Annotated in this window: 12 protein-coding genes and 1 pseudogene; 8 read left to right on the forward strand and 5 right to left on the reverse strand. The window is 59.0% G+C overall.

Annotated elements, in window-relative coordinates; translation table 11 throughout:
• Positions 1-552 precede the first annotated feature (552 nt).
• The 3 genes from ACWDTI_RS21430 to ACWDTI_RS21440 all read right to left on the reverse strand — a co-directional run bounded on the left by ACWDTI_RS21430 (position 553) and on the right by ACWDTI_RS21440 (position 2,387).
• Positions 553-1,823, reverse strand: a protein-coding gene (locus tag ACWDTI_RS21430) for an IS3 family transposase (protein ID WP_449740148.1) whose coding sequence is annotated in 2 segments (ribosomal slippage) — positions 553-1,544 and positions 1,544-1,823 — 1,272 coding nt in all. Because the reading frame shifts where the segments join, the coding sequence is not laid out codon by codon here.
• Between the two features lie 48 nt (positions 1,824-1,871).
• Positions 1,872-2,234: an ISAs1 family transposase gene (locus ACWDTI_RS21435; protein ID WP_449740149.1), complete on the reverse strand. Its 363-nt coding sequence runs from the start codon at positions 2,232-2,234 to the stop codon at positions 1,872-1,874.
• Positions 2,235-2,264: 30 nt separating this feature from the next.
• The gene (locus ACWDTI_RS21440; protein WP_449740150.1) at positions 2,265-2,387 is read right to left on the reverse strand and encodes a transposase family protein; all 123 of its coding nucleotides are present in this window, start codon (positions 2,385-2,387) and stop codon (positions 2,265-2,267) included.
• Positions 2,388-4,117: 1,730 nt separating this feature from the next.
• Here ACWDTI_RS21440 and ACWDTI_RS21445 point away from each other — a divergent pair.
• From ACWDTI_RS21445 to ACWDTI_RS21475, 7 genes and pseudogenes are all read left to right on the forward strand, one after another.
• Entirely contained in the window at positions 4,118-5,887 is a 1,770-nt protein-coding gene (locus ACWDTI_RS21445; RefSeq protein WP_449740151.1) for an ATP-binding cassette domain-containing protein, read from the forward strand.
• Between the two features lie 140 nt (positions 5,888-6,027).
• Positions 6,028-6,765, forward strand: a complete 738-nt coding sequence (locus ACWDTI_RS21450) for a vWA domain-containing protein (RefSeq protein WP_449740152.1) — start codon at positions 6,028-6,030, stop codon at positions 6,763-6,765.
• A gap of 497 nt (positions 6,766-7,262) precedes the next feature.
• Entirely contained in the window at positions 7,263-8,594 is a 1,332-nt protein-coding gene (locus ACWDTI_RS21455; protein WP_449740153.1) for a protein phosphatase 2C domain-containing protein, read from the forward strand.
• Positions 8,591-10,135: a hypothetical protein gene (locus ACWDTI_RS21460; protein WP_449740154.1), complete on the forward strand. Its 1,545-nt coding sequence runs from the start codon at positions 8,591-8,593 to the stop codon at positions 10,133-10,135. The genes ACWDTI_RS21455 and ACWDTI_RS21460 overlap by 4 nt, the downstream gene beginning before the upstream one ends.
• Before the next feature lie 517 nt (positions 10,136-10,652).
• Positions 10,653-10,807 (forward strand): annotated as a pseudogene (locus ACWDTI_RS21465) (IS1634 family transposase); the annotation flags it as partial.
• Positions 10,808-11,134: 327 nt separating this feature from the next.
• Complete coding sequence (locus ACWDTI_RS21470; protein ID WP_449740155.1) at positions 11,135-11,494, forward strand: hypothetical protein; 360 nt, start codon at positions 11,135-11,137, stop codon at positions 11,492-11,494.
• Positions 11,495-11,501: 7 nt separating this feature from the next.
• Positions 11,502-12,191 carry a Fic family protein gene (locus tag ACWDTI_RS21475; protein ID WP_449740156.1) on the forward strand — a complete coding sequence of 230 codons (690 nt, stop codon included), beginning with the start codon at positions 11,502-11,504 and terminating at the stop codon, positions 12,189-12,191.
• 67 nt (positions 12,192-12,258) lie between these two features.
• On the opposite strand, the gene ACWDTI_RS21480 is transcribed toward ACWDTI_RS21475, so the two are convergent.
• Entirely contained in the window at positions 12,259-12,705 is a 447-nt protein-coding gene (locus ACWDTI_RS21480; RefSeq protein WP_449740157.1) for a hypothetical protein, read from the reverse strand.
• A 205-nt stretch (positions 12,706-12,910) separates the two neighbouring features.
• Positions 12,911-13,129 carry a hypothetical protein gene (locus ACWDTI_RS21485; protein ID WP_449740158.1) on the reverse strand — a complete coding sequence of 73 codons (219 nt, stop codon included), beginning with the start codon at positions 13,127-13,129 and terminating at the stop codon, positions 12,911-12,913.
• Between the two features lie 197 nt (positions 13,130-13,326).
• Here ACWDTI_RS21485 and ACWDTI_RS21490 point away from each other — a divergent pair, with 197 nt between their 5' ends.
• Positions 13,327-13,842, forward strand: coding sequence for a hypothetical protein (locus ACWDTI_RS21490; protein WP_449740159.1), 516 nt, complete (start codon positions 13,327-13,329; stop codon positions 13,840-13,842).
• Positions 13,843-13,876: the final 34 nt, after the last annotated feature.

Here is a 13,876-nt window from a genome sequence, read left to right on the forward strand (position 1 = left end):
CATCACTACGCACCCAAACACCGAAAACTACAGACCACAACACAATTCAGGCCCCAACACAATCAGCCCGAATCAGCGCGAAAAATCTAGGCTAGCCTCAACCTTGAAGACCAGCAAATCCCTGTTGACTAGCTTGTGATGGAAGTCGAAGGACCGAAATTCCCGGCCTGGGATTTGTGGGTCACCGAGACGCGGTAAGCATCGGGGTTCACGGCCCGTGGAATAGGCTCTTTTCTGGGTCGAGTGACAGGCCAGCCTGGTGTTCACGCTGCCGCGGGAAGCGCTGCGAGCCTTGCTATCCCGTCGAGTAGAAGTCCACGTAGGGTCTGTGTCGCCAGTCTTCGACCGGACACGCCAGGAGTGGTGGCTCATCCTGGCAGCGATGCTGAACACGCGCTGGCGCAGTCGTCTGAGCTGCGGTCGGCGGGCGGGGTCCCATTGAACGCCAACCGCTGGTCAGCCAACCGACTCACAGACGAGCGCCACGATGGCACACCAGACCAGGTCTGGTGTGCATCGGATTGAATCGCCCCGGGTTTGGTGCACACCTGGTTACTGGTGTGCCTCCACGGATGTGACGGCACGTTGAGTGTAGTAGTTCTGCTCAGCCTCGATCGGCGGGATACGCCCGAGTCGATGCATGAGCCGACTGACGTTGAACCAGCCGACCCAGACCGCGGTCAGATGCTCGACATCCCCGACATGACGTAACGGACCACTCCGAAACGGCGAATCATCCCGTACCGCTTCAGTTTTGAACAAACCTATGGTCGTCTCCGCGAGGGCATTATCGTAGGCGTCGCCGACCGATCCGATCGACGGCATCAACCCGGACAGTTCCAGCGTTTCCCCACACCGCACCGAGGTATACTGACTACCTGCGTCCGAATGATGAATAGTGTTGCCGAACAACGGATTACCTTCCTGCTGTCGTAGTTGTGCAGCCTGCCGGATCGCATCACGGACGAACCGGTCAGTCTTGGACGCCGAACACTCCCATCCGACGATCCGGCCGGCGAACGCGTCAATCACGAACGCGGTGTACACATGCGTGCCGTTGGCCAACGGAACGTAAGTGAAATCCGCCACGACCAGCATGTTCGGTGCCGGTACCCGGAACTGGCGGTCCACCAGATCCGGAGCCCGCGACGCGCCCGGATCCGGAATCGTGGTGCGGACCTTCTTCCGCCGAGTCACCCCGCGCCAGCCGTTGGCCCGCATCAGCCGTTCCACCGTGCACCGGGCCACCTCGATACCCTCCCGCTGCAGGTGCGCCCACATCTTCACCGCCCCGTACAGCGATTCTGGGCGGCGTTTACCCTCCTCGTCGGGTTCGTAGTAGCCGGCCAGGATCTCGGTGATCGTGGTGTCCCACAGGACCCGTTTCGACGGTGGCCGCGCCACCCAGGCGTGGAAGGTTCTCGGGGAGATCGGTGCGCCGTGCGCGGTGAGCACACGGCAGATCTGAGCGACCCCGAACCGAGCCCTATGCTCGGCAATGAACTGGCAGATCACTGGTGTCGCGGGTCGCTCTCCCGCGCGAAGAAAGTCGTTGCCGCCTTGAGGATTTCGACCGTATCCTCCAACTCGGCCACCTTGCGTTTCAACGCCCGAACCTCCGCGGCCTCCTCCCGCGTCACGCCCGGCTTCTGACCTTCGTCGACCTCCTGCTGACGCACCCACTTGCGCAGCGTCTCCGGCGTCAACTTGAGCCGTTTGGCTGTCGCGGTGATCGCCGCATACTCACTCGGATACTCATCACGATGCTCGATCACCAACCGCACAGCCTTGGCCCGGGTCGCCTCGTCGTACTTCTTCGGCATGATGCCAACCTTCCCTCACAAAGAGGTGTGCACCAAACCCGGGGACGTTCACCCCGGCCGGACGATGTAGTCGGCGGTGGCGCGTTGCGTGTGCAGTGCATCGAGGGTGATGAGGGCGTCGGTGATGTCGATCGGGTCGAGCAGATCGATGAGTTTGGGGATCTCGTTGGTCTTCGCGCCCACGGCCACCTGACCGATCACCGCGGTGCTGGCGTGGTCCATCGCCGCTAGCAGATGCGGCCGATCCCCGGCGTCATCGACACTGCCACGCAGCGTCTTGCCGTCGGCGGCCACGATCCGGCGGCCATCACTAGCGTTGAACGCCAGCATCATCCACGTGTTGACGACGCGATCGAAGTCATCACCGTCGAGGCGCTCGAGGGTGCGGCGAATTGTGGACTCCGAGGGCACACCACCAATGCTGTCCAGGGCGGCGAGGACCTAGTCGCCGATCGCGGCAAACGAGCGCGCACCGCCCAAGACCGCCGCCGCGGCAATAACCAAAATCTCGAGCAGCGGGTGCCGGACACCGCGAGGATCGCGCGGGTCGGGAATCCTCGCCAACGCATCGACGATCTCCCGCGGCGCTGCGGGGCCAACTCGCCGAGCAGGGGGTCGCTGTCATCAACGACATGGATAGGGGACACTGGAGCGGCGAGCATGACCGGCTTTCGTCAGGTGGTTGTGTAGGAACTCTCATCCTCGAACACCTGGTCATGCTCGCCCCACACGACACACCGGTCACACACAACAGCAGGTCAGCAGGCCCTTGAATCTACTTTGCCAGGATCCCTGGCTACCCGACCCTGTTATCCCCCAAACGGAGGAACATAGGAGATCGTGAGAGAATTCGCGGGCGCGTGACTGCGTGCTGGATTAGACTAGCACGCATTCAAACGTTCCTATTCTGGAGACTCCCATGGCAAATCTCAAACTCCGACCGCTCGCAGTTATATTTGCCACCCTCGTGGTTGCTTTTTCAGTGATATGCACGGCTGCTCCAGCGAATGGCGCAATCCCAACAAATCTGTCCGGAATTTGGAGGGGCACGATCAGTTGGCGAAACGGAGCGGAGTCACATCCCGTTGTCGTGACAGTGACACGGTCGAATCCTTTGTCTGCCACGATTGACGTCGTAGGTGTGTGTCGTGCCGACTGGACGGAAAGAAGCCGATCGGGCGACTCGATCGTCGTTCGGGCCCATGTGGTCGCCAGCGGTCGATGCGGTGATAACACGTGGAACTTAAGGGTCACAAGCCGGCAAATGAGCGGACCTGATGGAGGTGGTTCATTCATTAGCATCAGTCGCGCCGTGAACGAACCAAAGTCGGGTGGCTCAGGTCCTACGTTCGGATCTCTGTCCGGGTTCTTTGGCAGCTAGCCTCGTTCGAGGGCCATGCGGCAAGTGTCGACTTCTGGCCCATAATGCCGTAGCGCGAAGATATTGGCAGGCGGATGGAAAGATCATCACGGACCAGATTCCGCCAGGATGTCGGCACGCCCCCTTCTCAGCGGCCTCTAAAGGTAAGTTGCGTAAATGCTAATTCACGCCAATCTCCTCCGGCATCAGGTGCACTGATCACACAACACACGCGGAGCGTAACGCATTTATGGGATCTGTCCATTGGGCACTGACTACAGACCAGGTTGTCTTCATTGGGTACGGGACGGCAGGACCGAATATCGGGGCCACCGAGTCCGACGTGGCAAGTCCACGAGTGTCGGCGCGCTGGGATGGACGTGTGCTTGAGATCCGTGCCGTTGGACGAACCCAACGCCCGCTCGTGGACGGCCTCCCGGTCTTACATGCACGGGTGAAGGTCGGCGACGACTTCGTACTCGGTGACTATCGTTTCTCTCTACCGCAACCAGCTTCACTCTGTGCCGAGCGCTTAGTTTCACCGCAAGCCCCATCGTCAAATCGGAACTCGAAGCCCACGGGTGTCGGAACGGCCACCCGTGTACCCCGTCAGTGGGTGTCGGCCGAGGGCCAAGCGAGGGGAAAGGGCCGACTGGGCACGCATCGGCAACAGTCCGGGCAGGTGGTACACACTGCTCTCAATCAATCGTCTTCACAACAGGTTTGGCATCTTCCTCAGAACTCTTGCTTGACAATTGGCCGGGACGACGGCCCAGCCGAGATCGCACTGAACGGACTAGATCTCGCCCAGCGGCATGCCACCGTCATGTGGACGGGTCGCACCGTCGAAGTCAGATCCCTCACCCCCCATTCTCGCCCGTTCGTCAACGGCGGTCCCATCCTCCATGCCCGTGTCCCTGTCGGCGGTCAGTTCATGGTTGGAAAATACATCTTCGCCGTGGCAGCACCGGCGCGACTCGAACTCGTACCAGTTCGAGTCGATGCCCGGGCACCGTTACTGCGGTTTGTTGACGTCAGCCTGCGATACAAAAGGCGCCCAGAGGCGACCTTGAAGAACATCTCGTTCGAATTGTCCAGCGGAGAAGTGATGGCCATCATCGGACCCTCGGGAGCGGGGAAGTCGACAATGTGCGGCGGCTTGCTCGGTGAGGTCGGCGTCGAGTCGGGCGTGATGCTTCTTGGCCAAGCCAATCTCGGTGTCGCCGGCGCCCAGACGAGTCATCTGGTGTCCTTCGTTCCGCAACAACCTGCCATGTTCAGCAATCTCACGGTCCGGCAAACTTTGTCCTGGGTGGCGAAACTGCGTCTTGCGACTGACGTTAATCAGCGTGCAAGAGACGCACAAATCTCTGACGTGGTAGCGGCAATGGAACTGACGAATGACACTCAGAAGCGAATCGAAGAACTGTCCGGAGGACAACGCAAGCGCGTATCGACCGCGATGGAACTTCTGAGTGATCCGCTTCTGCTGGTACTCGACGAGCCGACATCGGGCTTAGACGAGGGGCTTGATCGCAAGATGATGGAGTCGCTTCGATCCGTAGCCCGCAGCGATGGGCGCGCCGTCATTGTGGTGACACATTCGATGGTGAACATCGACCGCGCCGACAAGCTTCTCGCACTGACGCAACGCGGTGGGCTTTCGTACTTCGGTCCTCCCGCTGGCTTGCTCGAGGCCTTCGGGGCCGGCAACTATGCAGAAGTCATGGACATGCTGAGGGCGAATCACGTTACCACCGCTCTACCGCCGGTCCCACCTGCACCATCGCTGAGTGCGGACGTCGCGCGAACCCCACCAAAACGCAGTTCAGTCAATCGCCATCTGGTGACTCTGGTGGGTCGGGAATTTGAGCGTCAATGGAATAGCAAGAACCACCTCGCCGCCAGCCTTGGTGTGGGTTGCGTGCTTACCGCACTGCTCAGTGCCGCCGCATCGACCGACGGCCTCGCCGCGAATCCGAAAGGAATCAGCTCAATGCTGATCGCCTTCATCGTGTGTTTGACCTTCTTTTCCATGGCACAATCGTTCGCCGCCATAGTCGATGACCGCGAGACCATTGAGCGCGAGTCACGTTGGTCAATTTCAGCGACTTCAATGGTGCTGGCGCGCGCCATCACATGCACTCCGTTGGCGGTCGCGCTCGGCCTGTTCTCGACGCTGTTGTACCTCCTTCTCAAGGAGCAGGCTCCCGTCGATTCAGTATTGCCGCACCCGTTTGGGCTTCTACTGTTCGCGGTGTTGCTACCCATCGCAGCTATGTGTTCCGGGATACTTGTCTCGACAGTTTCGAGATCCTTGCGGCAGGCCGTCTTTGTTCTGATGGGCGTTCTGGCGCTACAGGTCGTGATGACTGGTCTGGCACCACCGTTCGAAGGAAAACCGGGTGATGTACTTAAAGCAGTTGCGTATCTGACGCCATCACGTTGGTCATCGGCTGGTCTTGGCGCCGATCACGGGATCACCCGTTCCTTCTTTGTCGATTCGAACACCGGCAAACCCCTTGCTGCCGGGGTCGCTCCGAATCAACTGAGCCAGAGACAGCCGAGCCCCTTTCAGGATGGCATTTGGTCGCACGATGCAAGTCACGTCTATACCGCCGCCGTCGCTTTGGTGATACTGGGGATAGTGGCCCTGATCGTCAGTACGTGGTTGCTGCGTAGGCAACTCGCGCGGACGCGCTAAGAGCACGAGACCGAAGATTAGCTGGGTTCCCCAGCGAGCTTGGTCTGAGTCTAATTTGCGCAAAGGCACTAACCCATGTTTGCTTCCACTACCTGCTCTGTACTCGATGTCGGATAGCCTTGACGACAGGATCATCAGCGATGCGATCTGAAAACGGGTTTGGGATAATCCCATCCGAAAAGAACTCGACGAGAGTGTTCGCCTTCTACGTCGTGTGCGACGTTTCCCGATCGATGTGGGACCCACAATTCACGGAGAGCCAACACCTCACACCGATCAGCGTCATCGAGGACGCGCTCCCCGATATGCTCAGCGTCCTGGAAGACGACCCAACGGTTCGAGATACAGCGCACCTGAGCGTACTGGCATTCGGCGACACAGCTAAGGTCGTGGTTCCGCTGACACCGCTGAGTGATGATCCATCAATTCCTGCGTTACCTCGGCAGACGAGCACGGACTACTCGGCGGTGTTCGGCTTCCTGGATCAGCAGTTGCGGTCCGATCACCGTGCTCTCCAGCAGTCCGGCCTCGCCTTCTACACGCCGGTGATCTTCTTTCTCACAGATGGAAACCCACAAGTCAACGGGCACGAACAACCCGAGTCGGTTTGGATGGGTTCCCGCGTCACGCTTGAGGCCGAAGACCATCCATTCCGTCCTGTCGTGGTGGCACTCGGTATCGGATCTGTGTCGGAAACGACGGTTGCAAAACTGCGGTCGACCAAACCCGTCGGTATCGCATGCGTGGCCGATCGGGGTGTCGCACCCGGTGACCTGCTGCGCGCCATCATCAATAGCATCCGATTCTCGATCAGCCGCAGCGCCGGCCAGGGCGAGTTCGAATTCCGGACGCCAAAGGGAATGCGCAGGTTGGCATAGTAATGTCGGACAACGCCGGCCGTGGAGGCTCAAGTCAAATTTCTCTCATACCTGTGGCCTTGGGTGTGGCAGCGATCTTGGCACTACTTTTCGGTTCGGTGGCATCGTTTCTGGCGCCTGGGTCACAGGTCCAGACGATGGCGGAGGCAATGGCTGCAGTGCAGACCAGTGGCTGCGCCCAAGAAATGGGAGCTACTCCTTCGGAGGGATTGGCGCACTCGGCGACGCCGACAGTCGTTGCCGAGAGTTCAGAACCTCCCGCCGAGGACTCATCAGCGACCCAGGAAGCGTCAGGATCGCCGACTTCCACCACGTCGAGCACTGAGGAAAAATCGCACCCGACGGCCCAGGAATCTTCAGGGAATTCGTCTCCGGACCAACGGCACCCCGTCACTTCTCGCTCTTCGGTCCAGGCAGAAACTTCGCCCGCGGTTCAGCATGACGTCACCGCGTCCTCCTCGGACGGAACCACGGGCGGTCAGCTGGATGGCGGGACTGTGGTGGTCACCCAGATCGTCGATGGCTCCGGCCACAGGGTCTGCCGCATCTTGCTTGGCTCAGGTTTCGACCCAGCCGCAGCCGATGCCCAGGCCCCAATCGCGGGCACACGGGATTCGCTGCAAGTTCAGGTCGACGGGTCCATGAAGAACTCCTACAAGTTTAAGGCGTTCTCCGTCACGTTCATTGCAACTCTGGTGACCGGATTGGTTTGCGTAGCGCTGCTCTTCATGGACCAGCAGAATTCAATTGTGAGGCAGAGGCGATCAGCCCGTGTGTTCACGCGCAGCGAGGCATCCATCTTGGAAGGCCCTCGAAATGACCGTGCCCCCATGCCCGTCCAGCAGACACCTTCGGTGCGGCCGGATGACCGGTCGGCCAGGGGTAACCGTCCGGCGTACCCTGGCGTGAGACCGGACTTGAGCCCAAAGACGGCGCGGTCCGTGGAACTCGCTTCACTGACTACCTCAGGAGTCAGCGGCCTGACGATCGATCGCGGAAGCTGCGGGCAATTTGACGTATATGCCGCGACGCAAGTCGGACTGCAGCACGCGCACGAGGGTGGCACGCGCGAAGATGCTTATGCAGTCGGAGGTCTTCCCGACGGCAGTTGGGTCTTGCTCGCCGTGGCCGACGGCCTTGGCGGAGCCCGAGACTCCCACGCGGCAGCACAGCTGGCAGTCCGCGCCACGCTGCAGATACTTCACACGAGACTTGAGAGCGCCGCGCCACCTGAGATAGCCGAACAGTGGAATTTGATAGCGGCCAACCTGGTGGACACCGTCGCGGGATTACTCAAGCCTGAGGCAGTTCACCAGCTCGCCGTCGGTTTGGGATATGTGTCGCCTCATCCTACTGACAGTGGAAAATCCTTCGACCCAGCAACAACCCTTGTATTCGCCGCGCTCGGCCCCGTGACCGACGGCGCCTACACAGTGTTGTGGGGATCAATCGGCGACAGCGACGCGTTGACTGTAGACGTGGGTTCAGGACAGATCGATTGGCTGACCAGCAACCCCACGAAGCAGACAGGTGGGCTGGTAAGCAATGTGACTCACTCACTCCCACGCAGTACGAGGCAATTGGTGACGGGCGCGGTTCGAATTGCCGCAAACAAGATGGTCGTGTTGGCCACCGACGGCATGGCCGACGCGATCAGGCAGGAACCTCGGCAGTTCGGTGCCCTACTGCCGCGAGTGGCGGGGCCGAGTCCGGCAGAGTGGGCATTCGGTGAGCTCGTCGGATTCGAACTGCCGGGCTTGCACGATGACAGGACGCTTGCGGCCGCATGGCCGAGGATCGCGGCGAACAACCGCGGGCGCACGCCGTGACCAACAACATCCCTAGCTTCCAGCTAGACAGTATTCGATACGATACCGACGAGGTGCTCGGCGAAGGTGGTACCGCAGAGGTGTACCGCTGTGTCACGCCCGATGGGCAGCATCGAGTCCTCAAGTTGTACCGCGAGGAAGATCTTGACGACGTGGACGTCGATGCACTCCGGGATAACATCACCTGGCCGTCCTCACTGTGTGATGAAGACAGGACCGTACTCGGGACCATCAGCGCATGGCCCCAAGCGCTGGTGCTCCTTGACGAAGCAGTAGTCGGGATTATCCTGCCTGAAGCCCCCGGCAAGTACTTCATGCACCACAACGGGGTAAGCAAACCCCGTCATTTGGTCCGCCTGGCAGTCACCAAAGAGGAAGCAGACAAGAAGGGCTACGAATATTTCGACTTCCCACACAAGATAGCCCGCCTGGGGCACGTCCTTGCGGGCCTCCAGTTCCTTCACGATATCGGCATCGTCGTCGGCGACCTGCAATTCAACAACCTACTGACCACGGGTCTGAGTCCATTCGACGGCGAAATCCGATGCGAGGTCTACTTTCTAGACTGCGATTCGTTCATCATCGACGGACGCGCGGGATTGGCCAATCGAGACCCGTTGTTATGGCGTCCAGACGAAGCAAGCGATGGTTTCTCAACGAGCCTTGATCTGTTCAAGTTCGCATTGATGGTTATTAGAAGTTTGAGCGAGCGGACAAACCATTTTTCGATTGCGTTCTCCGACTACCGGGAACTCTTACCCTCAGCCGATTTCAGGACGCTGCAAGAAATCCTCACCGCGCGCTCACAGAAGATTGCTACACAGGATCTCAGCGCCATGGCCAGAGCCTGGCAATCATCAGTCCGGAACGACGGTAGAATGTACCGCCGAACCGACGAATACGCACACCAGAAGTGGACACCACAGATCCGTGCCACCCATCTACAGGCCGTTGCATCCGCAGCTTCGAACGTCGGCGGGGTCCCTGGAACAGAATCGGTTACCACCAGTTCCCCGCAACTGGCTCAATCGAAACCTGATCTGACCCCAACGTATCCACCACCGAGTACTGGCCGCCGCCGAACTCGCCTTACCGCTGCGCTTGTCGTCGCCGCAATGACTGCATTACTTGGATTCATCTGGCTTGCAATGGTTTTTCACTTCAACTTAGGCGCCGAATCCTCCACCCCCACCGCTCCGAGCGCAGGTTTCCCGACAACGTCAACGACTACGGCCCAAATGACAACGACTACGACTCCAGCCCAAATGACTAGGGCAACGGCGCCAGCGGTCTCACCACCGGTAATGACCTACCCAGTTCGGAGTGCCCGAGTCGGCGACTGCATACATCGTGAACTAGGGGCCCCGAATGGAGACGGCAGCTATAAGGTCGACGTATATACGGCAACCTGCGGAACGAATTACGCTACGGACCGGATAACCAAAGTGGGCTCCTCGACCTCAAATTGTGGTTCAGCAGGGTGGATTATGAACGCGTCGCCCACCGTGATCGTTCTATGCCTCGCCCCTGACGTAGCCTGATGAGTCCCGTTGCTCCCAGCTAGGACCCCTAGTCACCCACTGGCGTGAGATATTGTCAAGACCTGTGGATGAGCGAGTTTCACCTGACTTTTATCAATTAGTGCGCACATCCCGGATGGCGTCGAGGGCGTCCTGAAGTTCGACGGGGATCGGATCGGCGGCGGTGACGATTTGTTGGCCGGCTGCGATGCTGATGGTGCGATACCTGCGAGTGGTGGTGACGAATGACGAGGCTCAAGAAAATTCCCCAGGTGTGCTCACTGAAATTCCCCACCTGTGGGCGGTTTCTAGGCTCTTCCGGAATGACGGCTCTTCAAGGTTGAGCGGGCAATGCCTGGTCAAGCTTGAAGAGCCGGTTTCAGGGTCTGCTCCACTCTGAGGAATTGGCAGAACACCTGGATGCCTTCTGGCAACCTGACTTGGCTCATCTTCCAGAAAAATCGGAGACAGATGGGGTCTGAGCTGGGGTGATGGGTTGGCGTGTGGACACTAACCGGAGCCTCGTAGGCTGGCGGGCGTGGCATTTGTGCGCACGGTGAAGACCAAGTCGGGGGCGACGGCGGTCCAGATCGTGCACGCCAATCGCCGTGGATCGCGCACGATCGAGCACATCGGTTCGTCACCCACGACGACCAGGAGCTGGCGGCATTGAATCAGAAGTGCGAGGGCCGTCCTGATTGGCGGCACTCGGAATCATGAAGAGCCGATTAACAGCCCCGTACACATCGCCGGCAGCTGCGTGATCGGATGATCAATACGCGAACGGACTTTCCCGCTACACCACCTCCGAGCCCTGCCAGGCAGCTGCCAGTCACGGGTGCTGTCACCATGCCGAAAGGTAATGGGTCCTACGACCTTAGTGCTGCCGATAGGTGGTTCCGCCAACTGTCATGTCGATGCCTTGAACGAACCACAATCGCGACCCAGCCCTGGCCTGGTACCATATATGCTACTTTGGTATCACTAGCCGCAGCGATGCCACCGGCTGAAGGGTTTGTCATGTCTTCTAACCAGTTCCACCTTCGTCTGCGCAGTCCAGAGCTCCGCGAGCTGGTCCGGGAAGTTGCCGAACACGCCAACATCAGTCAGAACCAGTTAATCGAGGAAGCCGTCGCTCACGAAGTGCTGCTCCGCGGCGCGACGATCGCCTCGGACTTGGAGCGTGCAGCAGACCGCATCGCCGAGCTTTCCAACGCCGAATACCAACGAATTGTTGCGCGGAGTGTCGCGGAATATGCCGACGGCGAGGGTACGCCACAACTGCTGCAAGAGAGGATGATCAGAATTGACACGGCCGTCGACGAGTCAGCAGTTGACGGCCTAGGAGTAATGGCGGCCTTCGATTCGCCGCAGGTCTGACACCGCGATGCCGGGGCCGTCGTGGGATGGGGATCGCCCATCAGACCTTGGGCGTATTGGAGCCAACGCCAAAGCGCTGATCAGCGAAATCATGAATAACGCGCACGACTGGTCACGCAAGCCCGACACCGACACTCCTCTGCGCTGGCACAAGAGTCTATTCGCGGGGTGCAGGGTTCCTGTTGTTGGCTACGTCGGACACTATCGCGGCGATCCCACCGTAACCGAGCTCGTCGGGTATGAGGTTGGAATCGGAAGTGAGTTGCAAGCTGACGGGCTTCCAGAGAAGGTCGGTGTGTGGTCATACCAACTCAGTCGAGAAATACCGGCGCTGATACAGCGTATTCGAGCCGGTCTCGAGCAATTGGATTCGCTACTGATACCCGGTGAGCGGCCCCACCACGAAGCGGTCGAGTCAATAGTGCTACTCGCCGCGCGCGTGCACGCCGAGTGGATCCGTCTTCATCCATTTGCAAACGGAAACGGCCGCACGGCGCGTGTGTGGGCGAACTATGTCGCGCTGCGCTACTCACTGCCGGCTTTTGTTCAGGTCAAGCCGCGCCCAGAGGTTGTCATGTACGGACGGACCGCACACATGGCGATGGGCCGACCACCTGGCTTCGTCGGCGATCCAGCGCCGACCGCCGCACTATTCGCACGGATGTTGAACGATGCGCTTGGACCTGGATCGACGTGATCTACAAGAGTTTCCTTCGCACCTGCGGGCTCAACTCGCTACAGAAGTCCGACGCACCTCGCACCCATCAGTCCGCACGAAATACGGCAGCAAACGCACCAGCGAGCCAACCAAGAACGCCGAGCGCAAAGGCACTTATCATGTCATTCGCCTCTGACGACTTTGCGAAGTACACAAGTAGAACGAAAATCCCTACTACCGCATAGGCAGCGATACCCGCGAACAGCATCCATGAGTCCTGCGCTGCATGGCCGATGCGGACCGCAACCGTTTCAGCCTGCCCCGTGGCCCCGGTTGTCGGCGCCTTCTGGATTTCGATCCCGAGAACCGACGCGGTTCCAGCGCCAACAGCCGAGGACAAAAACCCTGCAATCATGACCTGCGCGTCTGCAAACTGAATTTTGGGCTCCGATGAGGTTGGATGGAAGGCCAACATTTTGAACCCAATCCAAATCCAAACAGCAGCGAACAGAATGAGAACAAGCGAAGCCAATATCTGTACCACTCGGCTCATCTAATCAAACCTCGACGAGACGTCAGTGCGTAAATCCATGTCATGGTAGAAACTTACAACACCGCGTCGTAACCCAACCGCAAGTCCTTCGAGATGGCCCACCTGCTCAGTTCCAAACTAGCTAACTAGCTAGCGGCGTTCGTGGACGCGTGTGCCTATTGTTACGTCAATGTCTGGAGTTGACGTAACAGCGAGCCGATGCCAGTTACAGATCGTCCTTGAGCGTAGCGATCCCCCGGCGCAGCCGATCACGTTGCGCTGCAAGTTCACACTCGATATCGCTGGGCGACTGGAGTCTGAGCATACCGTCGTTGACCAGCCGATGTGACAGATCCGACATAGAAACGTCCAGCACGTTGGCCAGTCGCCGAAGAAGTTCGTAGTCACTCGGACTGATCTTCAAAACGTACGTCGCGTCATCCATCGAATAGCCTCACTGCCGGAAGTCACATTCCTACCATGAGGCGACGCGTTCTTGGCCCAACCGGACCAGCATGTCGCCTAGTATCGTCAATCAGAGCTGGTCTCAGCGGATCACTGGCCCAGTCCTCGTCATACCGATGCATGGGAGTACCACCGCCGACATGGGTTGAGCGCCACTACAAAGAGAAATGATGTCCAGTGTCCGATGACAATGACCGCCTTTTTATTGAATTTCAGCCAGATGACGAAGGTGCGAGATACGTTTACATGCCCATTGGCATAGACCTGTACGAGCTCCTGAAAACGCTGCAGTCCTTTTACAACAATGACTTGAAAGACCTGGCCACGAGCGATTTAAACAATCTTCCTTCGTCCCTGGCGACGCATATTGACAAGCTGGGCGTGCTGCGGGCCGTCGATATCGACAAGCTGAAAGAAGTACAGAGTCCGGGCATGCGGAGGATGATCGAGGACTGGATCGAGGAGCTACTGAGGCGCGTTGCAACCGATCTGCCGATCCTATTACTTGCCAACATAGTCGCGTTGGAAATGTTGCTCGCGATCGACGACGTGGTTGTTGCGAGTCTCCGAGAGATCGATGATGAAGAACTGAAGGTTGCTCTCATCGACCGCCTCGAATTCCTCGTCGGTGACGGGTTCGAGTCGTGCCGAGAAGAGATCGTACGGCAGTTGAATCAGCAATTGAATGGCTGACTCACGACGGTAGAAGTAATTCGGATTCAGGAAG

The sequence above is a fragment of the Gordonia sp. NPDC003424 genome (assembly GCF_053588655.1).